Here is a 25,781-nt window from a genome sequence, read left to right on the forward strand (position 1 = left end):
TGGTGTGCGAGGCGAGTTACTGAATCGGCTGGTGACCGTCGTTCTCCAGGTACGCCTCCTCGCGCCAGAAGGAGAGCGAACGCATGACGGGGAAGTCGTTGAAGGAGAACAGGACCGCGTCCTCGCTGGCGCCGAGGTTGGCATGCTCGTGCCACGCCCAGGAGGGCACGACGAAGATGTCACCCTGCTTCCAGTCGAATCGTCGGCCCGCGATGACCGAGTAGCCTTCGCCTTTGGCCACGTTGTAGACGACCGATCCGGTGTGCCGGTGGGCGCGGGTGTGCTGGTCGGCTCGCAGCAACTGGATGTGGGCGCTCAATGTCGGCATCACCGACCCGCCGGTCCGCGGGTTCGAGTATTCGAGCAGGATGCCGTCGTAGGGTGATCCCTCCGACGCTTTCGCCGCGTTCTGCAGGGCGGCGTAGGTGGGTTCCCACGGGTAGGCGAACAGCGGCGAGTAGGGCTTGGTCCAACCCTCCTCGAAGCCCACGGGACGCAATTGGCCGGCGCCGTAGGTGAGCAGCGAGGAGTTGACCACCGCGCCCCGCTCTTGGTAGTGGTCCGGGTGGACCTCGTAGAACCCGGCGTCGAGGGCATTGACCAGGGGGATGTCGAGTCCGTCCTGCCAGATGACCGGCTCGTCGGAGTCCTCGTTGCCGTGCTCGTGCCAGGTGAAGCTGGGGGTGATGGCGAAGTCACGGGGGCCGACCTTCAGTTTCTGTCCGTCCACCACCGTCCAGGCGCCCTGTCCTTCGACGACGAAGCGCAGGGCGGCCGCCATGTGGCGATGCGCGGTCATCGACTCGCCGGGGCCCATTCCCTGCAGGCCGGTGTACAGCAACCCGACCGCGGCGGTGACGTCCTTGCGTTCGGGATTGACCAGGGCCACCACCCGTCGACCGGCGTCTTCCGGCTTGACCAGCGCGAGCGAGTCGATGACGAACGGGCGGATGTCCTCGTAGCGCCAGAGGATGGGCACCGATGCCGGCTGGGGGAACCACGGCTCGATCTTGTTGGCCACGGTCCATAGCGCCACCGTGTCGCGCTTGCCGAGTTCGTCATAGAACGCTTCCAAGGCTGCGGTGTCCTTGACCCGAGCCCGACCGAGAACGTCGTCACTGAGTGACATGTGTGTTCCTCCCTTGTGTCGGCAACGCATGTGTATGGCGTTGGGCGCGTGCGCCCGACCTGTTCTCAGTGGATGTCGATCGTGCTGCGCAAGCATTCACCGCCCGTCGCAATTCCCAATATACACCTGTCTTGACGATCGTCACAAGGGCGCTATAAAGTTCGGTCATCGACTTCGATGAAAGGTGGTCAGTGACAGATGGCGAAAGTGACGATCGAGCGGACGGTGGAGTGGTACGACACCGATGCTGCAGGCCACCAACATCATTCGTGCATCGTGCGATTCGTAGAAGCCGCCGAGGCGGCGCTTCTTCGTGAGCACGGCCTGGCATGGCTGTTCGGGCAGACCCCGCGGGTACGCCACGAGATCAATTACCGATCGCGGCTGTGGTTCGGCGAAACCGTGACCGTGACCCTCGAGGTGGCACGGTTGGGAAACACCTCTCTCGCGTACACCTTCGAGGTCCGCGGCAAAGAGGGCGTGGCAGCCGACGGAACCCTCATCGTCGCCCACGCCACCCCGGAGTCGCCGACGTCGACGCCGTGGCCGCAACCCGTCCTCGACGCATTCGACCCGATTCGTACCCAGGAAGCAGTGGTGACCAAGTGACCAGTCAAGAAGCAACAGTGCGCTCGGCGCGAGTCGACGACGGACTGCCGTCGTTGAAAATCGCCGTCATCGGTGGCGGCCCGGGCGGCTTGTACTTCGCCGCTCTGGCCAAGCAATTGGATCCGCGAAGGGAAATCACAGTCTTCGAACGTAACGCCGCGGACACGACCTTCGGCTTCGGCGTTGTGTTCTCGGATGAAACCCTCGACGGGATCACCGCGGCCGATCCGAAGATCTTCGCAGACATGGAAGCACAGTTCGCCCGCTGGACCGACATCGACATCCACTACCGCGGTGAGGTGCTGACATCCGGCGGGCACGGCTTCGCGGCAATCGAGCGGCGGACCCTGCTCAACATTCTGCAGACGCGGTGCGCGCAACTCGGTGTCGACGTGCGGTACGACACCATCGCTCCCGCCGCGGAACATCTCGCCCGCACGCACGACCTCGTGGTGGCCGCCGACGGAGTCAACTCGTTCACTCGTAAGTCGAGCCCCGAAGCATATGGCCCCGACCTCGATGTCCGGAACTGCCGCTACATGTGGCTGGCCACCGACAAGATCTTCGACGCGTTCACCTTCATCGTCGCGGAGACAGAATTCGGCCCGATACAGGTGCATGCCTATCCGTTCAGCAGTGAGCGCAGCACCTTCATTGTCGAGATGAGCGAGAAGAGCTGGCGTAACGCGGGATTCGACGCGTTCGCCGCCCAAGAGTTCGCCCTGGGACACAGCGATACGAAGAGCGTCGAGTTGTGCGCCAGCCTGCTCGGCGATCACCTCGAGGGTCATCAACTGCTGACCAACAATTCTCGCTGGATCCAGTTCACGACGGTCCGCAACACGTCGTGGCGCGACGGCAACATCGTCCTCCTCGGCGATGCCGCGCACACCGCGCACTTCTCCATCGGCTCGGGAACCAAGCTCGCCATGGAGGATTCCCTCGCTCTGGCGGCGAGCCTGACCGTCGACGACCGGGACGTCGCACAGGCCTTGCTCCGCTACGAGCAGGAACGGCGGCCCGTGGTCGAATCCACGCAACGCGCGGCGCAGGCCAGCCTGGAGTGGTTCGAGTCGATCGAGCACTCCGTCGGTCAGGCACCTCCGCAGTTCGGGTTCAACCTCCTCACCCGCAGCCGCCGCGTCACCTACGACAACCTGCGCGATCGCGATCCGGAATACATCGACACCCTCAACGACTGGTACCACTGGGCGCAGTCACCGGACTCCACCGAACAGCCGCCCCGTCCGATGTTCGAGCCCTACCGCATCGCGAACACCCGGCTGAAGAACCGCATCGTCGCCGCACCCGTGGCCACCTACTCCGCCACGGACGGGATTGTCGGCGACCCGGAACTCGCACGCCTGGCCGGCGCGGCACTCGGCGGCGCCGGTCTGGTGATGACCGGCATGACGGCCGTCAGCGCTGCCGGACGCGTCACCCCCGCGTGTGCCGGCCTGTACGCCCCCGAACAAATCTTCGCCTACCGTCGGATCACCAATCTGGTCCACAACAACACCACCGCGGCCATCGGCGTCCAGCTCAACCATTCCGGACGCAAGGGTGCGACCACCGTTCCCACCGCCGGCACCCTCGGTACCTCCCTCGGTGACAAGGGCTGGGAGACCGTCGGGCCGTCCGCGATCGCTTTCGGTGACCTCCCCGCGCCCCGCGAACTCGACCGCTCCGAGCTCGAGGACATTGTCGAGGACTTCGCCCGGGCCGCCCGGGCCGCCGACACGGCCGGATTCGATGTGCTCGAAATCCAGGCCGGGCACGGGTTCCTCCTCTCGACCTTCCTGTCGCCGCTGACAAACAAGCGCACCGACGACTTCGGCGGAAGCCTGCGGAACCGCCTCCGCTTCCCGCTGCAGGTCATCGACGCGGTTCGGGCAGCTTGGCCCAAGGGCAAGGCCCTCCTGGTGCGGATCTCGGCCGTCGACTGGTACCCGGGCGGCACCACCATCGACGACGCCGTCGCCATCGCGCGGGCGTTCGCCGAACACGGTGTCGACGCCATCGACGTCTCCAGCGGCGAGGTCGTGGCCGAGGAGCGCCCCGAGTACGGGCGCGGCTACCAGACCCCCTTCGCCGAGCGCATCCGCGCCGACGTCGGTATCTGCACGATCGCGGTCGGCGCCATTTCCTCCGACGACGACGCCAACTCGATCCTGCTGGCCGGTCGCGCCGACCTCATCGGGATCGGCCGCGCGCACCTGCACAACCCCTCGTGGACCTTGCACGCCGCTGCCGAGATCGGCTACCGCGGCGCCGGTGGCCAATGGCCGGCTCTCTACGCGGCCGGATCGGCGAGGCCGCCCACAACCGGACGGGCGCGGCCCCAGCTGGCCCTGTTCGGGGAGGCGGAGCCCACCATCCACCAACGCTGGCGCCCAAATGCCGGCACCATGACCGAGGCGGCACGCTGATGGACACCTTCCCACGTTTCACCGCTGCAGCCGTGCAGGCGTCTCCGGTGTACCTCGACCCGGACGCCACCGTGGAGAAGGCGGTCGGGCTCATCCACGAGGCCGCTGCGGCCGGCGCCACGCTGATTGCCTTCCCCGAGGTGTTCGTCCCCGGCTATCCGTACTGGAACTGGACGATGAACCCGGTCAAGGGAGGGGAGTGGTTCGAACGGCTCTATCGCGCCGCGATCGACATACCCGGCCGGCATCTGGACACCCTTCGTGCCGCGGCGGCCGCCACCAAGACCACGGTCGTGATCGGCGTCAACGAACGCGGCCGCCACAGCCTGGGAGTGTTGTACAACAGCGTCCTCACGATCGGGCCCGACGGTTCCCTGATCGCCGTACACCGGAAACTGGTCCCCACTTGGGCGGAGAAGCTCACCTGGACCAACGGCGACGGATCCACCCTGCGCGTGCACAACACCGAGGTCGGTCCACTCGGCGTCCTGGCGTGCGGGGAGAACACGAACACCCTCGCCCGCTTCACACTCCTGGCGCAGGGGGAGCTCGTACACGTCGCCAACTACATCTCGCTGCCGGTGGCGCCGAAGGACTACGACATGGCCGACGCCATCGCCATTCGTACCGCCGCACACGCCTTCGAGGGCAAACTGTTCTCGGTCGTCTCCTGCTCGACCGTCTCCGAGGAGATCATCGACATCGTCGCCGGGGACGACGAGGAAGCAGCGCAGATGCTGCGGCGCGAGCGCAGCGCCTTGTCCGGGATCTTCGGACCCGACGGGCGCCCCGTCTCCGAACCCCTGGTGGACAAGGAAGGAATCGTCTACGGCGAGATCGACCTGGCTCGCTGCATCGCCCCGAAGCAGATGCACGACATCATCGGTCACTACAATCGCTTCGACATCTTCTCCCTCAACGTCAACACCGCACCGCAGCAGCCGGTCACCTTCAACGGAGGGGGCGGACCGCTCGCCGAACCGGAAGGTGCCCTGATCGGACCCTGGGGTGAAGACGAAATCCCGGGGTACGATCAATAGGTAGAGATGGTGACGATCGTTCCGGCGCCGCTATTTCGAGCACAATGGAAGGCTGGGATGGCGATGGACCCGACAGTGACTGCGGACAGGGCAGCGCTGCCCTTTGCCCAGTTCGAGCAGGTCCACACCGTCGATCTGGACCAGGTTCGCTCGGTGGTCGGTTCCGCCTTCTGTCGTCACACGCTCGAACCCACAGACGGCGACGGCGCAGCGTCCGTCAGGTTCCATTCAGCGACCGCCGGAACCATCGGCCTGCACTATTTGGACTACGGCACCGGCATGCGGATTCGCCCGAGCGATCTCGACGACTTCTACCTCGTTCAGATTCCCCTCTCGGGAGTGGCTGAAATTCATTGGGGATCTGTAACATTCGAGTCGACGCCAACTGTCGCGTCTATTCTCCAGCCGGGAGGGTCGACGACCATGGAATGGCGCAAGGGGAACCGGCAGCTGATCGTTCGGATCGATCGCCAGAGTCTGGAGCGGCAAGTGCAAGAGGCGCTCGGTGCCTCGCTTCGCGAGCCACTGCGGTTCGACGTTCGAATGGAGCTGGAGCAACCGGGAATTCGCTCCTGGCGTGGCGTGCTCGACCTTCTGCGGGGCGAGATGGAAAATGGTGGCACCCTGCCGAACGAGCCGATCGTGATGAAAGAGTTCGAACGGCTTTTGCTCAGTCAACTTATTGTGGCGCAACCCAACAACTACACAGAGGCATTGCAGCGGCCAGTGCCGGTGGCGCCTCGAACGATTCGCCGTGCAGTCGAAATACTCGAACATCACGCGGACGAGCTGCTCACTGTCGAGGATGTCGCATCGGCTACGGGCATCAGCGTCCGGGCGCTGCAAGACGGTTTCAAGAGGTACTACGGCACCACGCCGATGGGGTATCTCCGGGAAGTCCGTATGAAAGCTGTTCACGCCCTGCTACTGGAGGCAGATCCGTCGACCACGACGGTCTCCGATGCGGCGGGCAGGTGCGGATTCCTGCATCTCGGGCGCTTCTCCGTGCAGTACCGAGAGAAGTTCGGCGAGACGCCATCGGCAACGCTCCGGCGATGACGGTCCTGGTGCCCGTGCTCGACAGCGCCACGGAATAGGAAGGTGCGACTACTCCTCCGCGCGAGGTCGACCTGTGTTGTCGTGGCAGGCTAGTTCGGTGCCGAGGCGACTGGCGCAGAGCTCGTTGAGTTCTGAGATCACTCTGATCTCCAGCTCGGTGGGGCCGCGGAGAATCCTGAGCAGGCGCATGAAGTACTGCCTGGGGGAGAGTCCGAAGTTTACGTAGATATCCTCGTTGGAACCACCGCCGTAGTGTTGCCATTGGAGCGCGAAACTGAGTATTCGCGCCTTTTCGGGCTCTACTGCTGTGATCGTGGGTGGAGTTCGGTGCGGGTGAGGGCGCACGCCGTTGTCCCAGTAGCGTTCTGGCTTGTCTAGGGTCAGTCGGCTACATATGTGGGGAACGGCGTGCGCGAAGCCAGGATATGGCGTCAGGTGTTGGGTGTCGAAAAGACGGTGATCGAGGGCGTCGATTTCGACGACACGGCCGGGGCGGTGATCGTCGCGGTCCGGCCGCAGGCCCGGGCCCGGTCCCGGTGCGGGGTGTGTGGTCGTCGGAGCCCCGGTTACGACGGTGGCACCGGTCGGCGGCGGTGGCGCGGCCCGGACTGCGGCCTGGTCCGCACCTTCGTCGAGGCCGACGCACCGCGGGTGTGCTGCCGCGAACACGGAGTCACGGTGGCCGCGGTGCCCTGGGCCCGGCACCGGGCCGGGCACACCTACGCGTTCGACCAGACGGTGGCGTGGCTCGCCACCCATACCTCGAAGGCCGCGACGTGTGAGTTGATGCGCACCGCGTGGCGCACGGTCGGGACGATCGTGGACCGGGTGTGGGCCGACACCACACCCGCCCGGGACCCGCTGGCGGGGCTGCGGCGGATCGGGATCGACGAGATCTCGTACAAGAAGGGCCACAAGTATCTGACGGTCGTCGTCGACCACGACTCCGGCCGGCTGGTGTGGGCGGCCCCGGGCCGTGACGCGGCGACCCTGTCCGGGTTCTTCGACCTGCTCGGGCCCGAACGGTGCGCGAAGATCACCCACGTCACCTCGGACGCGGCCGGATGGATCGGGTCGGTGGTGACCCGGTTCTGCCCGGATGCGGTGCGCTGCGCGGATCCGTTCCATGTGGTCGCCTGGGCCACCGAGGCCCTCGACACGGTGCGGCGGGCGGCGTGGAACCGGGCACGGTCCACCGAGAACGCCTCCCGCGGCGGTGGGTGGAAACCGCGGCGTCGCCCGAAGGCCGGCCCGGCTCGGTCGGTCAAACGCAGCCGGTGGGCGTTGCTGAAGAACCCGGACGCCCTCACCGCGCAGCAGCAGGCGGTGCTGCGGTGGATCGAACTCCACGATCCGGTCCTGCACCGCGGCTACCGGCTCAAGGAGAGTTTGCGGTTGATCTTCCAGCTCCCGGTCGAGCAGGCCGCTGCCGAACTCGACCGCTGGATCGACTGGGCCCGGCGGTGCCGGATCCCGGCGTTCGTCGCGTTGCAGAAAAGCATCCTCGTCCACAGACCCGCGATCCTCGCCGCCATCGAGCACGGGCTCTCGAACGGTCGGATCGAATCGGTCAATACCAAGATTCGCCTCATCACCCGCCGCGGATTCGGGTTCCACACCCCCGAGGCCGTCATCGCACTCGCGATGCTCAGCCTCGGGGGCGCCCGCCCACAATTACCCGGCCGAATCCACCCACGAATGAGTCAGTAGAGCCCCTTTTCGGTGGGTCGCACATTGCTGGTGTCTGGCATCGTGTGTGTCTTCTCCCTCAGGTAAATCGATGCGGCAGGGCTGCTCCGCGATGTCGCACACTTACCGCGTACGTGCAGACAGAGCATTCAGCAGGGATTCAAGGCTTTCAGCTGAGGGGAGCCGGGCGACATCTTCCACGATGCGGTCTGCGGCAGCTCGACCCATCACAGGGTCGACGAGCGAGTGGAATTTGGTGACGAGGGTGTCCCAGCGCCGAGCCAAGTGACGCGCGGGCGTCGATTGGTTGACGTTTACTTCTGCGACGCGCTCGGATCCATCGGCGAGAATGACCCGCACGATGGAGGACCGACTGTCGCTGTCGGTGCGAGCGTCGACCTGGACTCGATCACGCAGAGCCACCACCTGCGGGTTGATCAGCGACACCGGCGAGAAGGCCTGTTCGCTGAGGTCGCCCGTCACAAACGCCATGGCCGTGGTGAACCGCAGGCTGAATTTCCCCTCGAGCGGTGTGGAAGGCTCCCCAATATTGCACACCCGAAGGTGTCCCGCCGGGACGAGCACAGTGATCGAATCGATGACTTCTGGTTTCACCCCGGACTCGCGCAGCGACAACGCGCCCTCGATCGCCGAGTGCGTCAAATAGCATGCAGCGTGATACTTGAACAGGACCTCCGTGATAGCTAGTTCGGTCCAGGTCCAGGCCTCCGAGGTGCCGCCGCCATCGGATTGCGTGTCGAGGAAGCCCTGCGTCGTGCCCAGAACGTCGTTGTGTGCCGTGACCCCACGAGCAGCGAGAGTCGCGGCTTTCAAGCCGTTTTCGGCGGCAGAGCCCACCTGTAGGGGCTTTGTCATCGTCCCGAACATCGACTTGAGACCGGCCGCGCGCGACCCGGCAATGCCGAACGCATGCGCCCACTGGTTGTCATCGAGCCGTAGCAGGTGTGCGACGGCTGCCGCGGCGCCGAACGTGCCCACGGTAGCCGTCGCGTGGAAGCCGCGCGCATAGTGCGACGGCTTCATCAGCTGGCCGATCAAGGCTTCGGTCTCGAATCCGGCCACGAACGCCGCGATGAAATCCTTCCCACTGATCGGCATGCCCTCCGCGGCAGCCATGACTGCAGGCAGCAGGGGAGCCGAGGGGTGGCCGTCCATCCGGGATACGACGTCATCGAAATCGATGGCATGTGCTGCGGTGCCGTTGACCAGGGCTGCCTGGGGGCGGGAGACTCGGTGACCGGTGCCCCACAGCGTGGCCTGCGGGCTTCCACCCTCGTCGAGCACATCGTCTCGAACATGCGCCGTCACGGCTTCATGTACCCCTGCGATCGCGACTCCGAGCGTGTCGAGTATGCAGTGCAGGGCACCGGTGACGACCTCCTGTGGGAGATGGTCGAGACTTCGAACCCGTGTGATGACCTGACTGGTGAGCGTCTGCTGGATCGCACCGACCGTAGCGAGTCGGTCGCTGTCGGGTCCGCTCATCGTAAGCGCCTCACCATCGTCGAAACCGACTGTGTCCGTGCTTCCATCGATGCCGCCATCAAGCTGCCAGTCGAGATCCGCGCCGGCGGATGAGCGCCGACCGCTCGCCCTCGAAGACGATGCGGCCGTCTTGTCTGCGACCCCAATGCCGGAACACCACGGTCCCGGGGGCAGCCGCGTCGTCGCCGGGGGTGACCGAGACGACCTCCGTAAAGGCCTCGATGGTGTCCCCGTGGTGTACGGGCGCACGAAAACGTAACCGCGACCAACCGAGCTCGGCCGACGCGTGCTCGGCGGTGTCCTGCGAAGCCAGGCCGTAGACCAGGGAGGCGGTGGCAAGACCGAAGACGAGGCGTTCGTCGCCCAGGGGAGAGCCCTTCAAGAAGTGGTCATTGAAATGCGCCTGTGCCGTGTTCATCACCTGTTTTGCCGGCCCACTGCCTTCGATCTCGCCAACTGTCGCGGCTCGCGAGTGCCGCATCTTCTGGCCGGGGTAGAAATCCTCGAACCAGCCCCAGTGCCCGAGTAGCGCATCGTGGTCGTCGTGGTGGTCAGCCATTGCTGCCGCCCCCCTTTGTATTCGTATTCGTGACGTGATCGTGGATCGTGGACCACTCGGCGAGGACAGTGTCGGCGTCGTCTTCACCGAGCTTGGGACCGCGTCCACGGACGCGGGCCGGGGTGGAACTGAGCTTGATCGGCGAGCCGGCGATGGTCACGGGTGCGTCCGAACCGGGCTGTTCCACCTCGACAAGCATCTCGCGAAGGTAGACGTGTTCGTCGTTGAAAATGTCGGCGGCATCGTGCACGGGTCCGATGGGCACACGGCCACCGAGTGCCTCCACAACCGCCGACGTTGTTCGGTCGGCAAGCCACGCGCCGAGAATTTCGCGGACCTCGACGATATTAGCCAGCCGCGCAGCGTTGTTGACGAATCGGGGATCATCGCTGAGGTCGGGTCGGTCCATGGCCTCGGCCAGAATGCGCCAGTGGTTGTCGCTGGGTGCAGCAACGGCGATCCAGCCATCGAGAGTTTGCATGATGTCGAATGGTGCGAGCAACGGGTGCCCGTTACCCATGGGGCGCGGCACAATTCCAAGATATGAATGCTGGTACACGATACGCTCGCACATCGCGAGTACCGCGTCATACATCGCTACGTCGACGAATTGGCCCTCGCCGGTGTGTTCGGCGTGTCGCACGGCGGCGAGGACGCCCAGGGCAAGTAGCGCGCCGGGGAAGATGTCGCCGATACCGGGCCCCGACTTCAGTGGGGTGCCGTCGAGCGGGCCGGTGATCCCGGCGAAACCTCCCATGGCTTGGGCGACGATGTCGAAAGCAGGCCAAGATTCATAGGGACTTTTGCCGGTTCTGGCGTCGCCGAAACCTCGAAGGGCCGCGTACACCAACCGGGGGTTCTCCTCGGCGAGGGATTCGTAGCTCAAGCCCATGCGTTCCATGACACCGGCGGAGAAGTTCTCCACGATGACGTCGGCCACGCGGACCAGTTCTCGGAACTTCGCGGAGCCGTCGGTGCTCTTCAGATCCAGGACGATGCTGCGTTTGCCGCGGTTGACCGATTGAAAGTATCCGCCGAGTGCTTGGTCGGGGTCGTCGCCGACGCGGTGGGGCCCAACTCCCCTGGTTCTGTCTCCGGTTACGGGCTCAACCTTGATGACGTCGGCCCCGAGGTCGGCCAGCAGCATGGTTGTGTAGGGACCGGCGAGCATGGCGGTGAGGTCGAGTACCTTGATGCCGTTCAGGGGGCCAACGGCGGCGGCAGTTGTCATGCGACACCGCATTTGCGAGCGCGTTCCAGGACACCGTCGAAGATGCGTGCGGTGGCGGCATCGATCATCATGCCTTCGAATGCGGCGGCGCCCAGGCCGGCCTCCTCGGCCTCCTGTACTGCGCGCACGGCTGCGGTGGCGCGTTCGATCTCGATATCAGTCGGCGCGAAAACCTTGTTCGCGATGGCGATCTGGCTGGGGTGGATGGCCCATTTGCCCACGCTGCCCAGCGTTGCGGCCCAGGATGCCTCACGCTCGTAGCCGTCCGGGTTGGAGATCGCGCCGAAAGGCCCGTCGACGGCGTCGAGCCCATTGGCGCGCGCCGCACCGATCATGCGGTTGCGCGCGTAGTGCCACACATCTCCGGGGTAGCCGTATGCGCCTTCAGCCGCAGCGCCGATGTGTCCCAAGCGAATACCTTGGCTGGCCGAGAGGTCGCCAACGCCGAGGATCAGCGCCTCCAGACGCGGTGAGCAGGACGCGATGTCCTCGACGCAAGACAGGGCCTGGGTCTCCTCGATGAGAACCTCGAGTTTGATGCGTCCCACTTCGAGGCCGAGGCTCATCTCGAGTTGTGTCAGGAGATCGTCGACAAACCACACGTCGCGCGGGCTGAACACTTTGGGGATGATGACGACGTCGAGATTCTGGCCGGCCGCGGACACGATCTCGATAAGGTCGCCGTGGCACCATTGCGTGCTGACGGGGTTGATGCGGCACGCACGGGTCTTGTTCCCCCAGTCGAGGGTGTTGAGGCCCTCGATGATGTTGCGCCGAGCAGCGACCTTCTGTGACGCGACTACAGAATCCTCGAGGTCGAGGAAGACCAGATCCGCTTCGCTGGCTGCAGCCTTGGCGATCATCTTGGGGCTGTGGCCGGGGGTCGAGAGCTCGCTACGTCGAAGTCGATTGTCAGACATGATGTTCCCTACGTTGTGAGTTGGCGATCGCGCGCGGCGACCAGGTTTGTTCGGACGAATTCGACGACTGTCTCGCCGTGCTGGTTGGTTGCAGTGGTCTGCCAGGTGACGATGCCGACGCCGGCTTTGCTGGCCGAAGGGCGCATCTCGAGGACGCGTGAGTTGGCCACGATGGTGTCGCCGGGGTAGACCGGGCGCGCGAAGACGCAGTCGTCGATGCCGAGAAATGGACCGCCACTTTCGCTGAGGTCCTCGACGGATAGCCCTACTGCGGTACACAGCACCAGCATCGGGTTGAGCACCGTGTCCGGGTGGCCTTGTGATCGGGCGTATTCGACATTCAAATGCAGCGGCAGCCAGGCGCAGGTCGCAGTGGAGAACGACACATTATCGGCCTCCGTCAGCGTCCGGCCCCAGTGGTGGGCCATCGTTTGGTCGACCTCGAAGTCCTCGTACTTGTTGCCCTTCGGGACGAGAGGGAAGGAGTCGAGGTCGGGCTCACCGACGTCACGCGCGCCCTGCGATGTTCGTGGTCCGGAGGATGCATCAGGCACAGCTTCGTGCGGGGCCGGGGCCCGGACAGGGTTCGAGTTCATGTGTTACATGATGACGGCAAATTAAAGTTTGTCAACGAACAAGTTTTCTTGGCCGAGCATAAGCGCAGGATACGACGCATTTCCTGGTGTTCGACTCGCGCCGCTGGGCCGATGTCGCGCAAATAGTAGTTGGCTGTCCACTTATAAACTGATATGTTGCAGATCACGTTGGCGCAATGACGAACGCCACGATGGTTGACAGCGGGAGCGGCAACGGTCCCGCCAGAGAGGAGCTCCACGCCGTGAAGCTAAATGCCTGTGTAGTGGGCTTGGGCACAAGTGACGTCATCGGCGACCCGGGGCGCAGTCCGCTGCGGTTGCAATTCGAATCGTTCCGCGCCGCTCTGCGTGATGCCAACCTGGACAAGGCTGACATCGACGGAATGGTAACTGCGTGGGGAGCCCCGAGAGGGGTGGACTACGACGAGTTCGCCGTCGCGGCCGACCTCGATCTGAAATGGGTGACCCAGCTGTGGACCCACGGTCGCTGGACAGCGACAACCGTGCAGCAGGCAGCCATGGCTGTCACGATGGGCCTGGCCGACGTGGTAGCGGTCATCAACAGCTCCGTATCGGCCACAGGCTACGCCCGCGAGCTGGCTCCGATGAGTACTCCGCTCGGTGGCGTGGACGAGGCGTTTCGCGACGGTGGGGGGCCGTACGCGAACTGGACTCTGCATGGCACGCCGGGCGCCGGTGCCGGGGCCGCGCTTGCCACACAGCAATACATGGACCGCTACGGTGCCACGAGCGCAGACCTTGCCGCGATCCCGGTGACGTTGCGTCGGTTCGCCCACCAGAATCCGATGGCCGTGTTGCGCGATGAGAAGCTCACCGTCGAGCAGTACCTGGACCAGCCGGAATTGCTTGGGCCTCTTCGAGAGGCGGACATCTGCCAGATGGTGGACAGCTCTACCTGCCTGCTCGTGACGACGGAAGAACGCGCCGCCGATCTAGGGCGGCCGCTGGTACGCATCGCAGGCATGCAAGGTATCCCGTCGAGCCGCGACAGTTATACGTTCTTTTCTCGTCCCGGTATGGGGGCTGGAGTGAGCCCGAGCTACGACTACGTGGCTCCGAAGACCTTCCCTGTTCTCGAGATGGCCGGCATCGAACGTGACGACCTGGACGGCTTTTACACCTACGACCCCTTTTCGCATCAGATCTGGATGGCGCTGGAGCGGTGGGGCTTCTGTGCAGCCGGCGAAGCCGCCGCCTACTGCCGCGAGAAGGGCATCGGTCTGGACTCACCCCTGCCGATGAACACTTCGGGAGGAAGCCTGGCCGAAGGTCACCTCTATGGCTACGGTCACATGCTCGAGATGGTCCGGCAGTTGCGGGGCGAGGCAGGCGCACGCCAGATCGCGGACGCGAATTTCTTGCAGTGGGGCACTCCGTGGGGTGACTCGCTGGTGTTGACGAATGAGAAGGCGAGCTGACATGACACCGAACGGCAGGGACGATTCTGCGGTCGCGTTGCAGAGAATTGCCGCAGCGGCGGGCCCGGGGCAGCACGTGCACCCAGATGTCGCGGGCTTCTGGGAATCGCTGCGCGACGGATATCTGTCACTGCAACGCTGTAGTGAATGCGCGATCATACGGTTCCCCCTCTCGACCAACTGCCCGCATTGTCTGAGCGGCGAGTACAAGTGGGAGCCTCTCGACCCGCACGGCACGGTGAACGTCGCGATCCGCGTTCACGAGGCCGTAACGAACCTGCCTGCGAGTGGTGCCAGTCTTCCCCAACCCTGGCACAGCATGGCGCCTTACCTGACGGGTGCAGTCGACATGGACGCCGGGGTCCGACTGCCTGGCCGGATCCTGTGTACCTGTGACCGAGCATTGACGCCGGGCACTTCGGTGCGAGCGATCTTGCTCGACACCACGGACGGGGCCACCGTCTACGGATTTGCGCACGGATGTATCGAAAGCGACAAGGAGATTTGATGAGTGTCAACGAGGTGTCGTTTTCGGCATCACAGGGATTCTCGATCGGGATTGACGTAGGCGGAACGTTCACCGACCTCGCCTGCGGTGACGGCGAGTCGTTGTGGCGTGCCAAGTCCCCGACGGACCCTCAGAATTTCGGGCGCGGAGTGCTGGGAGCATGCCGGCTCGTGGCCGACCAGATCGGTCTGGACCTCGGTACTTTTCTGAACAAGGTTGAGCGTTTCGGCCTGGGAACCACGGCGGTGACCAATGCGCTCGTGGAGAAGCAGGGAGTCAAAGCCGGGCTGCTCACCACAGCCGGGTTCGAAGACACCATCGCCATGGCACGGTCTCGCCGAGTCTCCAGCGAGGGCTACCTGGTCCCGCCGTGGAGCCCCATTGAACGATCAGCGGTAGTCGGCATTCGAGAGCGCGTGGATCGCGACGGAAAAGTCCTGCAGCACGTCGATCTGAACGACGTTCGAGCGGCCGTCACCGAGCTCATCGAAACGCACCAGATCGAGGCGCTCGCAGTGTCGTTCCTGTGGTCGTTCAAGAACTCGGAGAACGAGCGGTCGGTGGTCGGGTTCCTCCGTGAGGAATTCCCCGACATTCCAGTTTTCAGCGGCGTCGAATTGCACCCGAGTATCCGGGAATACGAGCGGACGCTGGTTGCCGCGGTGAATGCTGTCATGAGCAAGGCCCTCGATGGGATCGAGGCGCTCGCGCAGGAGTTGGCCGACAGCGGTCTGCGTGTTCCGCTTCTCCTTCTGCAAACCAGCGGTGGGACGGTCACTCTTGCCGAGGCGCGCCGTTCACCCGTCATCCTGGTTGCGTCCGGACCTGCGGCCGGCGTCATGGCCGCGGCGGAAGTGTGTGCCGATGAGGGCATCACCGACGCCATCTGCGGTGACATGGGAGGGACGAGCTTCGACCTTGCGGTCATCGCGGGGTCGCTCCCACAGCGTTCCGAGCGCGGGGAGTTGCACGGGATGATTCTCGCGCAACCGAGGATCGACACCTTGTCCATCGGCTCGGGTGGCGGGTCCATCGCATGGGTCGACGGGCGCGGACTACTACGGGTCGGGCCGCGCTCGGCGCGGGCATGGCCGGGGCCCGCCTGCTATGGCAACGGCGGAAAAGACGCCACGATCACCGATGCGCTGGTGGTACTCGGTTACATCGACCCGAGCAGCTTTGTCGGGGGCACGATGACCCTCGACCGCGACGCTGCCCTGAAGGTCTGCGGGACGCTCGGAGAGTCGCTCGGCCTGTCCGCAGAAGCGACGGCCTGGGGCATCCGCGAGATCGCACTTGCCGAGATGACCAAGGCAACCCGTCTCCATGCGGGCGCGAGTGGTCTGGACCCACGCACCCTCACCCTTATTTCTTATGGCGGCAGCGGCGGGCTGTTCACGGCGAGTATCGCGGCAGAGGCGAATATTCCGCGAGTGGTCGTGCCTCCGGCGGCATCGGTGCTGTCCGCATTCGGTGCGGCGTCGGCCGACGTGCGACGGCAACGGATCAAGTCAGCGGACGTGTTGCTCGACAGGGCCGATGCGGAAGAGATCGGTGCCGAACTCGAGAAGCTCGGCGTGGGCGTCGCCAAGGACGTGGGTGACGACGGTGTGCCCGAGGAGGATCGCGTCGTGACCTACGACGTCGGCGTTCGGTTCTTCCGGCAGACGTCCGAGGTATCGGTTCCACTCGAAACCGCAACTTTCGACCAGGATGCCATCCGCACGGCATTCCTCGAGCAGTACGCCGCCCGCTACGGAGTGGGTGCCATCGGCAGGGACGCCCAACTGGAGGTGACATTCCTCCGTGCCGTGGCGACCGGACGGTTGCCACGCGCGACATTCCCGATCGACCGCGCATCGCGGACCGGTGGCGCCGTAGAGCCTTCGTCTCACCGCACGGTGTTCCTGGATCGTGATGGCAGTGAGCAGGTCCCCTGCTACCGCACCCCCGACTTGATTCCCGGAGATCGCATCGATGGCCCGGCCCTTGCCGACGACGTCGACACCACAGTCTTCATACCTCGCGGCGCCACACTCGTGGTTGGTGAGCGACGCTCTCTTCGATTGGATGTGAATTTCGATGCAGCTTGACAACATCGCGGTGGAGGTTCTGCGACACCAGCTCGAGGCGTTCTGCGGTGAGGGTGCCGCAACAATCAAACGCACGGCGGTGAGTCCGCTGGTGGTCGAAGGTGGTGACTACTCGTGCACCCTGCTCGATGCCCGAGGAAAGTTGGTGACCGGAGGGGGCCACATCGCGTACCACTTCTACGCGGCCACCAATGCCATCGCAGGTGTGTTCATCGAACACGGTGACAACATTTCCGACGGGGATGTCTTCTTGGCCAACGACCCCCACCGGGGCGGCGGGCTCCACGCGCAGGACGTGTTCATCATGAAGCCGGTGTTCGCACAGGAACGCTTGGTTGCGTGGATGGCGAATTCTTCGCACCTTGTGGACGTCGGGGGAATGGCACCCGGGTCCTTCGCGCCGAACGCGACAGATTGCTTTCAGGAGGCCATCCGGGTTCCGGCTGTCAAGGTCACCGCAGGCGGCGTGGAACAGCGCGACACCTGGAACATCCTTCTCAACAATGTCCGCATGCCCCGCCTCGTGGAGATGGACATCCGAGGGCTCATGGCGGGGGTCGACGTCGGGGCCGCAAAGCTGCGGGAGCTGGCAGAGCGAATTGGTGCCGACGCCCTCCAAGACGGCTTCGACGAGCTCAACCGTCGTACGGAAGAGGCGGTACGACGCGAGATTGCGCGCATCGAAGACGGGGTCTACCGGTCTACCAGTTGGACGGAGTGGAACGACGAGAAGTTCCGTATTCCCTGCACCACCACTGTCGACGGCGATTCCATCCGATTCGATTTCACCGGTACCGCGCCTCAGACACCACACTTCTTCAACTCGAAGGAGTACATCATCAAGGGCAAGATCGGTGTCGAACTCCAACGTCTGATCGGACAGGAACTTCCTCTCAACCAGGGGTACTACGACGCGATCGACGTCTATTGTCCGGTCGGCAGCATGCTCAACTGCACGCATCCGGCGCCGGTGGGAGCGGCACATCTCGCGGCCTCGCATGATGCAAGTGAGGCCGCGCTGCGCACCTTCCATCAGGCGGTCGCCGCTTCACCGGACAGCCCGAGCCGTCCATACCTGTCCAGCTCCCAGACGATGTCGGCGAACGCCGTCGTGACTTTCTCCGGAAGGGGGCTCACCGGCGCGACGGACTCGTGGATCATGATCGACGGCACTGCGGTCGGCTCGCCCGCAGGCAACGATCGTGACGGAACCGACTTCAACTTCTATCTGGTCGGTAAGCAGGCCGCCATTCAGACCAACGACGTGGAGGTCACCGAGTCCTGGTACCCGCTGCGCTTCGAGTACCGGCGCCGCTCTCAGGGCGTCTCGGGAGCCGGCCGGTACCGCGGCGGCAGAGGAGTCGATTTCGCCTTCACCGTCGACGGTTCTCCGGAACTGACCGGGTCCAGCATCGGCGGGCACGGGCTTATCCCGATGCCCGGCAGTGCCGGTGGGGTGCCCGGCCGTCCCACGTCGATCGAACTGATCGACCCCGACGCCGGCGCCACCCCGATCGGAACGCTCACACAGGGATTCCACCTACCGGAAGGGCACAGCTATGCCATCAAGGCCGCCGGTGGCGGTGGCTGGGGCGACCCCCTCGATCGGGAGGTCGCGGCAGTCCTGGCTGATGTGGAGGCGGGTCTGATCACCGCCGAACAGGCGAGTGATGTGTACGGCGTCGATGTTTCGGACGGGTCCACCACTCGGCGTGCCGAACTCCTGAAGCAGCGTCTGGCGGAGGCGCGTCCTCCGGTGACCACACCGGATCAGCGAGTAACGGAAGAACGTGCTTCGAGTCGAGCACTTCCGATTGCACCGGGTATCGAACAGCGAGGCCGCTTCGCCGTAAGTGTCCGTTCAGGTGCGATTCTGGCACAGGCGCCGACGCATTGGAGCGATGGATGTCCGGTACTGGTGGAATCGGTGAACGAAGGCGTCGAAACTCGAAAGTACCTCGATCCCGAAACTGGCCACATCCTCCACACCGAGGTCGCCACGACGGACGAGCCGAGGAGCTTCGAATCGAGTCCGGCGCGCTGGCTCAATTCGGCTGACGAACAGGATAACTGAGATGGACAAGAAGGTCATCGTCGTCGGGGGAGCCAGCGGGGTAGGCGCGGCCTGCGTGCGTTCTCTGGCCGCGGCCGGTGCCTCGGTTGTATCGCTCGACCGCTCCGAGGAGGCGGGCCGGGAGGTGGCAAGACAGGCCGGCCAACGCTTTCGGCTGTGCGACGTCACGGACCGTGACCAGGTGTTCACTGCCGTCGACGGAGCGGCAGCCGACATGGGAGGGCTCGACGCGTTGGTTCACGTCGCAGGCATTCTGGTGCAGGGGCCGGCCGAGGAAGCGACGGATCAGGATTGGGCGCGCGCCATGGACATCAACGGGCGTGGCCCGATGCTGACCAATCAGGCAGCCCTTCCGCACCTCAAGAAGGGCGAACGGAGCAGCATCACGAACTTTGCGTCGTCGGCTGCATTGACTGCGTACCCGAATGGCGCGGTATACGCAGCCTCGAAGGGCGCAGTGACGGCGTGGACCCGGACGATCGCGGTCGAATGGGCGCAGTTCGGAATCAGGGCGAACGTGGTCCACCCGTCCGCGGCGACGTCGATGGTTGAGCAGCACCTCAGCAAGATGAACGACGAGGAGAAGGCCTCCTACTCTGAAATGATGCGGCAGAAGGTTCCGCTGGGCGGCAAGTTCGGAGACCCGGATCGAGATATCGCACCGGTCATCACCTTCCTGGTGGGTGACGGTGCCCGGTTCATGACCGGTCAGAATGTTGCCGTCAATGGCGGCTACTACATCTGACCTATCGGGTAGCGCAACGCATTTGCGGTGGCGTCCAGGGAATGGCCCTGGGCGTCACCGCTCTTGTCGTGGTGCCGGGCGCCGGTCTGCCGGGCCATTCAAGCATGCCATGCCAAAAAATCGAGCCCTTCCCGATTCCGAGATGCCGTGTGCGGCTACGTCTCGAATCCGGAAAGGGCCCGACTTTCGGTCTTGCGTGTTCGTTGAATCGACCGGTGAGCGAACAATCAGGCGGGGATGGCCTCAGTCTCTGTGCCGGCGGATCGAGTGGCCGCGATGCTGCGCTGGGCCACCTCGGCGAGATGTTCACTCTCGTCTCCCAACAGGAGGCGATCGACCTTGGACCGCCGCCAGTACAGGTGTGCGTCATGCTCCCAGGTAAAGCCGACACCGCCGAGCACGTGGATGAGGGTCTCACACGCCGTCTGGAAGGTGTCGGCACAGTAGGCCTTCGCGGCTGACGCCGCGATCGGGAGCTGGTCCGGCGCGTTGTCCGCAGCCCACGCTGCCCACCAGACGAGGGACCGAAGTTGATTGACGGCAATCCAATCGTCGACCAGTCGGTGCTTGACCGCCTGGAACCCGCCGATCTCCCGCCCGAAAGCCTTGCGGACCTTGGCGTGTTCGACACCGAGCTCGACGACGCGGTCGGCGGCACCGAGCCCCTCGGCTGCGAGGACCACGCAGGCAACCTGTTTGGCTCTTGCCCAACGGTCGCGGGCATCGGGACGGATGATCTCCGACGACGTCAAGTCGACGTCGCCGAGACCACGCGTGGCGTCGATGGGCTCACCGGGAGTCACCACACCCTGTCCGAGGACGAGATCGTCTCCGTCGAGGGTGAGAAAGTGAGTGGCGCCGACGACATCCATCGACGGAGTCGAACGAGATGGGGAGCCATCGAGCACCGCGACCGCCATGCGTCCCTCGCTGATGGCTCGTAGGCGGTCGGTATCCCCCTCGAGGAGAACGGCGATCCGCGCCGCCGAGGCGAGGGACGGCCCGGCAAGTTGGCGGCCGGCCTGTTCCGCGACCAGCGCCATGTCGAGGAGGTCTGCCCCGATGCCTCCGGCTTCCTCGGGGATCGTCAGAGAGGAAAATCCCAACTCGGCAAGCATCTTCCGGCCGGGTGCCGCTTCCTCGCCCGGCTTGTCGAGCAGTGCCCGGGCGCACTCCGGCCCGGCGTGCTCGGTGAAGAAGTCACGGGAGTGTTCGGCGAAGTTTCTCTGTTCGTCGTTGATATCGAAATTCATCGGTGCCTTACCTGCTCTCGGCTTGCGTCGTGGTGGCGGGAGTGCGATCCGGTGCGAGCCCCAGCACGCGCTCGCCGAGGATATTGCGGAGAATCTCATCGGCACCGCCGGCGAGCGCAATGCCCGGGGTCGAGGCTTGAGACGTCGCCCAGCGCCAGTCGCCCTCACCGGAGCGCGCCAATACGGCCTCGTCGCCGAGTAGGCGCTGGCCGAGATCCGCGGTTGCGTGTGCCACACGGACTGCGGTCAGCTTCCCGGCGCTGGCTTCGGGACCTGGGCGGCCGCCCTTTTCCATGCTCGTCTGCAGGCGGTAACCGGTATATCGCGCCGCCAAAGATTCGACCAGGACTCTGCCGAGTGCTTCGACCGCAAGGACGCGCCGGTCGTTGCTGAGCTGGGGGAGTTTCTCCGCCGCATGCGCGACGAGGGCGTCACTGCGGACGCCGAGCTCGCCGCCGCCGCCGCCCACTGCCATCCGCTCGTTCATCAGCGTGGTGAGTGCGACGCGCCACCCGTCGTCGACGTCGCCGAGACGCTCCGAATCGTCTATCACGACGTCGTCCAGAAATACTTCGTTGAAGCTTTGGTGACCATTCATTTGGCGAAGCGGTCGGACGGTGACCCCATGCGCTTGCATATCGAGGACGAACATCGTCAGGCCGCGGTGCTTGGGGGCGTCCGGGTTGGTGCGGCACAACAGTATCCCGTAGCGGGAATGCTGCGCGAGTGTGGTCCACACCTTCTGTCCCTGTATGTGCCAGCCGTCGTCTCGACGCACCGCTTTCGTCCGCAGGGCCGCCAGATCGCTGCCGCTTCCGGGCTCGCTGAAGAGCTGGCACCACAGATCATCGGCGCGCAGTAGTCGGCGAATGTAGCGTTGTTTTTGGTCCTCGCTGCCGTGGCGGAGCACCGTGGGCCCGCACATGCCCAACCCGACGTGTCCGATCGGCCCGGCGACTCGGGCCCGATGTAGCTCTTCGTTGATGACAGCCTGCTGGGCGTTCGTGCCACCTCCGCCACCATAGGCTTCCGGCCACGTCAGGCCGATGAGACCTCCGTCGAAAAGCACAGCCTGCGTTCGTCGAAGCGCGTCGATCCTGTCTGTTCCCGGCTCCTCGAGGTAGGCGCCGTCACCGTGGGCGAGTTCGCCGTCGTGTTCTGTGAGGAACTTGCGTACCGAAGCCCGTAGGCGGGCTTGATCAGGGGTGTCGTCAAAGTCCATGAATTGTCTCTCTGATGCGTGAGCGCAGCCGGTGAGGACGGCCAGCGCGGTACGGCTGCCGCGGCCTCATGGCTCGATTGCCGGGCTGTGCCGGATGCGCCGGAAAAATGTGGGTGCCTGTAACAGTCATAGCGCACCAGGGCCGTGAAGTGAAGAAAAATCTTTGTTGGTTGACAAATTAAAACTTTCCGGCATGCTGAATCCATGAAAAGCGGACGGTCGACGGCGACCGAGCAGGAGGTGATCTCGTGAAGAAGTACGGCCACTGGATTGGCGGTGCCGAACGCGTCCCGGACGGTGGGGAGCGACTTTCGTCGACGTCACCGTGGACGGGTTCTACTGTTGCCGAAATCGCGGCAGGAGACCGTTCCGACGTCGAGGCGGCGGTCGAGTCCGCATCGGCCGCCTTCGCTGCCTGGAAGTCTCTCAAGCCGGGTGCACGCGGACGGGTGATGGCCGACATCGCCGACGGCCTGCGGGCCGAGCGGGAGTTGCTCGCCCAGCTCGAAGGCGAGGAGGCCGGAAAGCCTGCCGCCCAGTCGCTGCGTGAGATCGACGCTGCAGCAAGCTACTTCGATTTCTACTCCGGGCTGGCCAACATCCCGTCAGGCGAGGTGATCGATCTCGGTCCAGGCAGGCACGGGTATACGACCCACGAGCCGTACGGCGTCATCGGGGTGATCACCCCGTGGAACGCACCGCTCAATCAGGCGGCACGTGCAGTGGCACCCGCGTTGCTGGCGGGCAACGTGGCGGTGGTCAAGCCGTCGGAATTCACCTCGGCGACCACGCTCGAACTTGCTCGTATCGCGACCGCGGCAGGTCTCCCGGACGGCGTGCTCAACGTCGTGACGGGCACCGGTCAGGGGGCGGGACAGCCGCTGGTCGAGCATCGCGACGTCCGCAAGGTGGCTTTCACCGGTTCGCTAAGAGCGGGTCGGGAGATCGGGCGGATCGCCGCGGATCGAGTACTGCCCCTGACCCTCGAACTCGGCGGCAAATCGGCCAACATCGTCTTTGCCGACGCGGATCTGCCCGAGGCTGCAGCGGGCGCAGTACGGGCGTTCACGGCGAACGCCGGCCAGATCTGCAGTGCCGGCACCCGTCTGTTGGTGGCCGAGGAGATTCACGAAAAATTCGTCGCTCTCGTGCTCGAAGAGGTCGAAAAGGTGCGGCCGGGGGAGTCCTACGGCCAGATGACCACGCAAGACCAATTCGAGAAGGTGCAGTCGTACTTCGAGGTCGCCCGCGAAGACGGTGCGACCCTGGCTGCCGGTGGTGCCGCGACGGGTGAGGGATGGCTGATCGAACCGACCGTCTACACCGACGTGACGAACACGATGGCGATTGCCCGCGAGGAAGTCTTCGGGCCGGTGTTGGCCGTCCTCCGGTTCAACACCGAGGACGAGGCCATTTCGATCGCGAACGATTCGGAGTTCGGACTCGCCGCCGGGGTATGGACCGGCGATGTCGCGCGGGCCCACCGCGTTGCGTCTCAGTTGGAGGCGGGCCAGGTCTATGTCAACGACTGGCTGGCGGGTCTCGTCGAGGGTCCGTTCGGTGGCGTCAAGAGCAGTGGATACGGAAGAGAGAAGGGTATGGAGGCATTGCGGCATTACACGCAGACCCGGTTCGTGGTGGTGAAGCTGTGAGCGCTCAGTTCCCGCCGCTGGAGGCGGAGTACGTCGCCCTACAGGAACGCGCCCGTGACCTGGCCGACCTCTGTCTATCGCACGCCGATCACGCCGACGAGAGCGATTCGGTGGATACCGAGATTCTCAAGCTCTTGAAGGACAGCGGCTTGGCGGCGGTGCAGGTTCCGGCCGCGTACGGGGGCCACTTCGAGAGCCCTGACTCGCTCGCCGTGACAATCGTGCGTGAGCAACTCGCGGCGTCCTCGAGCCACCTCGATTCGCTTTTCGCGATGCAAGGCATCGGGAGCTATGCCATCGCAGTGGGCGGCTCCGACGAGATGAAAGAGTATTGGCTCCCGCGAGTTGCCGAGATGGACGCGATTGCCGCATTGGCACTGACCGAGCCGGACGTGGGATCAGACCTCAAGGCGCTGAGCACCACGATCACGGCGGACGGTGACGACCTCGTCGTGAACGGCACGAAAAGCTTCATCACCAATGCGGGCGATGCGAGTTACTACTGTGTGCTCGGCAAGGAGAACACTGCAGACGGGGTGGGCTACTCCCTGGTGTTAGTACCTGCCCATACTCCGGGAGTCACGACAAGCCGGCCCCATCAGATCATCGCTCCACACGTGTTGGGCGACATCGTGTTCGACGAGGTCCGCGTGCCGAGCTCGCATCGGCTCGGCGTCCCCGGCAGAGGTTTCGCGCTCGTGCTCGCCACGCTGGCCACCTTCCGGGTGTCGGTGGCCGGTGCTGCCATCGGTACTGCTCAGGCGGCACTCGACGACGCGCTCGGGCACACCACCGGTCGCCAACAGTTCGGCACACCATTGGCACGTCTCGGTCCGGTACCTCAGATGCTGGCGATGTCGTGGACCGAGATAGAGATGGCGCGCACGTTCACTTACCAGGTTGCCCGCGCCGCTGCCTCCGACCCCACCGGCAGTCTCCACCTGTCATCGATGGCCAAGATCGGCGCGACCGAGGTCGCCGGCCGTGTTGTGGACCGCAGTGTTCAGGTCATGGGTCGGTTCGGCCTGATTCGTGGATCCCGGATCGAACGTCTCTACCGGGCAGCACGCCCGATGCGTGTGTACGAAGGCGCAACAGAGGTTCTCCTCGATTCGCTGTCGAAGAAACTCATCAAGGAGTATTCCAGTGATCATTGATGCTCACTGCCACGTGTGGCCGGACGAGATCGCTCGTAAAGTACTCGCCGACAGACCTGTCGGCTTGGATCCGGTTCACGACGGCACGCTGGACGGACTGCGGCGCACGATGGACGCCGCCGGTATCGATATGGCGATGACCCTCGCGGTTGCCAATGTCGGTAAAAACGTCTGGCGTACTAATGAATTCGTCGGAAAGGTCGACCGCTCGCGGTTTGTTCCCTTCGGCACAGTCCATCCCGACCTGTCCGTGGAAGAGAACCTCGTCGCTCTGCGGGACAACGGTGTGGTCGGGGTGAAGTTGCATCCACTGTTCCAGTCCGTGGCTTTCGCCGATTCCCGCACCCGTGAAATTCTCACCGCACTGGCCGAGAACGACATCCCGGTCATCGCGCACGTCGGTTCCGGCGGGGACGCGCATCAGAACGAGCGGGGGGCGCCGAAGGACTTCCATGCGATGTTGACCGAGGTCAAGGGTCTGCGTCTCATCGCCGCCCACTACGGCGGCTACCAGGTTCTCGATGAGGCCGAGCAGTGGTCGGTCGGAACGGATGTCCACCTCGAGACATCGTGGCCGCCGAGCATGGGGACGTTGCCCCAGGAGCGGATCAGAAACATCATTCGCCGCCACGGGGCCGATCGCGTCGTCTACGGATCGGACTGGCCGATGACCGACCCTGCAACAGAAATCGCCGCGATCAAGGCACTCGGCCTCACCGCAGAGGAGGAGAGCGGGATATTGGGCGGGAACCTCGCGCGGCTGCTGCGGATCGCGCCGACAGCAGCCGGATAGATCCACTGGTTCGGTATCTCGCCTGGCTATCGGTCCGGCGGCCCGTCCATTTCGATTCCACCCACGACCTTCCTGGAG

21 protein-coding genes are annotated in these 25,781 nt (G+C 64.6%); 13 read left to right on the plus strand and 8 right to left on the minus strand.

The genetic code is table 11. From position 1 onward, the window contains the following. Positions 1-16: 16 nt before the first annotated feature. Entirely contained in the window at positions 17-1,129 is a 1,113-nt protein-coding gene (locus GFS60_RS21130) for a cupin domain-containing protein (protein WP_159924275.1), read from the minus strand. Positions 1,130-1,327: 198 nt separating this feature from the next. Between GFS60_RS21130 and GFS60_RS21135 the strand changes: the two genes are divergently transcribed. The 5 genes from GFS60_RS21135 to GFS60_RS21160 all read left to right on the plus strand — a co-directional run bounded on the left by GFS60_RS21135 (position 1,328) and on the right by GFS60_RS21160 (position 7,976). Next, entirely contained in the window at positions 1,328-1,738 is a 411-nt protein-coding gene (locus GFS60_RS21135) for an acyl-CoA thioesterase (protein WP_159924277.1), read from the plus strand. Continuing rightward, positions 1,735-4,167, plus strand: a complete 2,433-nt coding sequence (locus GFS60_RS21140; protein ID WP_236603227.1) for an oxidoreductase — start codon at positions 1,735-1,737, stop codon at positions 4,165-4,167. The genes GFS60_RS21135 and GFS60_RS21140 overlap by 4 nt, the downstream gene beginning before the upstream one ends. Next, positions 4,167-5,207, plus strand: coding sequence for a carbon-nitrogen hydrolase family protein (locus GFS60_RS21145; protein ID WP_159924279.1), 1,041 nt, complete (start codon positions 4,167-4,169; stop codon positions 5,205-5,207). Before GFS60_RS21140 ends, GFS60_RS21145 begins: the two co-directional genes overlap by 1 nt. A 75-nt stretch (positions 5,208-5,282) precedes the next feature. After that, the gene (locus GFS60_RS21150) at positions 5,283-6,266 is read left to right on the plus strand and encodes an AraC family transcriptional regulator (protein ID WP_236603228.1); all 984 of its coding nucleotides are present in this window, start codon (positions 5,283-5,285) and stop codon (positions 6,264-6,266) included. Positions 6,267-6,674: 408 nt separating this feature from the next. Further along, complete coding sequence (locus GFS60_RS21160; RefSeq protein ID WP_159918917.1) at positions 6,675-7,976, plus strand: ISL3 family transposase; 1,302 nt, start codon at positions 6,675-6,677, stop codon at positions 7,974-7,976. 102 nt (positions 7,977-8,078) lie between these two features. On the opposite strand, the gene GFS60_RS21165 is transcribed toward GFS60_RS21160, so the two are convergent. Genes GFS60_RS21165 through GFS60_RS21185 form a run of 5 tightly spaced genes read right to left on the minus strand, consistent with a single transcriptional unit; the run spans position 8,079 to position 12,767 of the window. After that, the gene (locus GFS60_RS21165) at positions 8,079-9,461 is read right to left on the minus strand and encodes an MmgE/PrpD family protein (RefSeq protein ID WP_159924281.1); all 1,383 of its coding nucleotides are present in this window, start codon (positions 9,459-9,461) and stop codon (positions 8,079-8,081) included. A 58-nt stretch (positions 9,462-9,519) separates the two neighbouring features. Beyond that, positions 9,520-10,020: a MaoC family dehydratase gene (locus tag GFS60_RS21170; protein WP_159924283.1), complete on the minus strand. Its 501-nt coding sequence runs from the start codon at positions 10,018-10,020 to the stop codon at positions 9,520-9,522. Next, positions 10,013-11,251 (minus strand): CaiB/BaiF CoA transferase family protein, encoded by a 1,239-nt coding sequence (locus tag GFS60_RS21175; RefSeq protein ID WP_159924285.1) that lies wholly within the window; start codon positions 11,249-11,251, stop codon positions 10,013-10,015. The genes GFS60_RS21170 and GFS60_RS21175 overlap by 8 nt, the downstream gene beginning before the upstream one ends. Next, a complete protein-coding gene (locus GFS60_RS21180; RefSeq protein WP_159924287.1) occupies positions 11,248-12,171 on the minus strand; it encodes an HpcH/HpaI aldolase/citrate lyase family protein in 924 nt (307 codons plus the stop codon). Before GFS60_RS21180 ends, GFS60_RS21175 begins: the two co-directional genes overlap by 4 nt. Positions 12,172-12,179: 8 nt before the next feature. Then, the gene (locus GFS60_RS21185) at positions 12,180-12,767 is read right to left on the minus strand and encodes a MaoC family dehydratase (protein WP_159924289.1); all 588 of its coding nucleotides are present in this window, start codon (positions 12,765-12,767) and stop codon (positions 12,180-12,182) included. Positions 12,768-13,009: 242 nt separating this feature from the next. On the opposite strand from GFS60_RS21185, the gene GFS60_RS21190 reads away from it, so the two are divergent. Genes GFS60_RS21190 through GFS60_RS21210 form a run of 5 tightly spaced genes read left to right on the plus strand, consistent with a single transcriptional unit; the run spans position 13,010 to position 19,626 of the window. Continuing rightward, entirely contained in the window at positions 13,010-14,206 is a 1,197-nt protein-coding gene (locus GFS60_RS21190) for a thiolase family protein (RefSeq protein WP_159924291.1), read from the plus strand. Between the two features lies 1 nt (position 14,207). Further along, complete coding sequence (locus tag GFS60_RS21195; RefSeq protein WP_159924293.1) at positions 14,208-14,714, plus strand: Zn-ribbon domain-containing OB-fold protein; 507 nt, start codon at positions 14,208-14,210, stop codon at positions 14,712-14,714. Further along, positions 14,714-16,807, plus strand: a complete 2,094-nt coding sequence (locus tag GFS60_RS21200; protein ID WP_159924295.1) for a hydantoinase/oxoprolinase family protein — start codon at positions 14,714-14,716, stop codon at positions 16,805-16,807. Before GFS60_RS21195 ends, GFS60_RS21200 begins: the two co-directional genes overlap by 1 nt. Next, the gene (locus tag GFS60_RS21205; protein WP_159924297.1) at positions 16,797-18,881 is read left to right on the plus strand and encodes a hydantoinase B/oxoprolinase family protein; all 2,085 of its coding nucleotides are present in this window, start codon (positions 16,797-16,799) and stop codon (positions 18,879-18,881) included. The genes GFS60_RS21200 and GFS60_RS21205 overlap by 11 nt, the downstream gene beginning before the upstream one ends. Before the next feature lies 1 nt (position 18,882). Next, positions 18,883-19,626, plus strand: coding sequence for an SDR family NAD(P)-dependent oxidoreductase (locus tag GFS60_RS21210; protein WP_159924299.1), 744 nt, complete (start codon positions 18,883-18,885; stop codon positions 19,624-19,626). Positions 19,627-19,853: 227 nt separating this feature from the next. Here the strand turns inward: GFS60_RS21210 and GFS60_RS21215 are convergent, their stop codons facing one another. Beyond that, the gene (locus tag GFS60_RS21215) at positions 19,854-20,879 is read right to left on the minus strand and encodes an acyl-CoA dehydrogenase family protein (RefSeq protein WP_159924301.1); all 1,026 of its coding nucleotides are present in this window, start codon (positions 20,877-20,879) and stop codon (positions 19,854-19,856) included. A 7-nt stretch (positions 20,880-20,886) separates the two neighbouring features. Further along, a complete protein-coding gene (locus GFS60_RS21220) occupies positions 20,887-22,101 on the minus strand; it encodes an acyl-CoA dehydrogenase family protein (RefSeq protein WP_159924303.1) in 1,215 nt (404 codons plus the stop codon). A gap of 248 nt (positions 22,102-22,349) precedes the next feature. Here GFS60_RS21220 and GFS60_RS21225 point away from each other — a divergent pair, with 248 nt between their 5' ends. From GFS60_RS21225 to GFS60_RS21235, 3 genes are read left to right on the plus strand one after another with little or no spacing between them, the layout of a single operon-like run. Next, positions 22,350-23,753, plus strand: coding sequence for an aldehyde dehydrogenase family protein (locus GFS60_RS21225; RefSeq protein WP_236603229.1), 1,404 nt, complete (start codon positions 22,350-22,352; stop codon positions 23,751-23,753). Beyond that, positions 23,750-24,910, plus strand: coding sequence for an acyl-CoA dehydrogenase family protein (locus GFS60_RS21230; protein ID WP_159924305.1), 1,161 nt, complete (start codon positions 23,750-23,752; stop codon positions 24,908-24,910). The genes GFS60_RS21225 and GFS60_RS21230 overlap by 4 nt, the downstream gene beginning before the upstream one ends. Further along, positions 24,900-25,703: an amidohydrolase family protein gene (locus GFS60_RS21235; RefSeq protein ID WP_201453411.1), complete on the plus strand. Its 804-nt coding sequence runs from the start codon at positions 24,900-24,902 to the stop codon at positions 25,701-25,703. Before GFS60_RS21230 ends, GFS60_RS21235 begins: the two co-directional genes overlap by 11 nt. Positions 25,704-25,781: the final 78 nt, after the last annotated feature.

The sequence above is a fragment of the Rhodococcus sp. WAY2 genome (assembly GCF_009859915.1).
In the GTDB taxonomy this organism is placed as follows: Bacteria; Actinomycetota; Actinomycetes; order Mycobacteriales; family Mycobacteriaceae; genus Rhodococcus_F; species Rhodococcus_F oxybenzonivorans.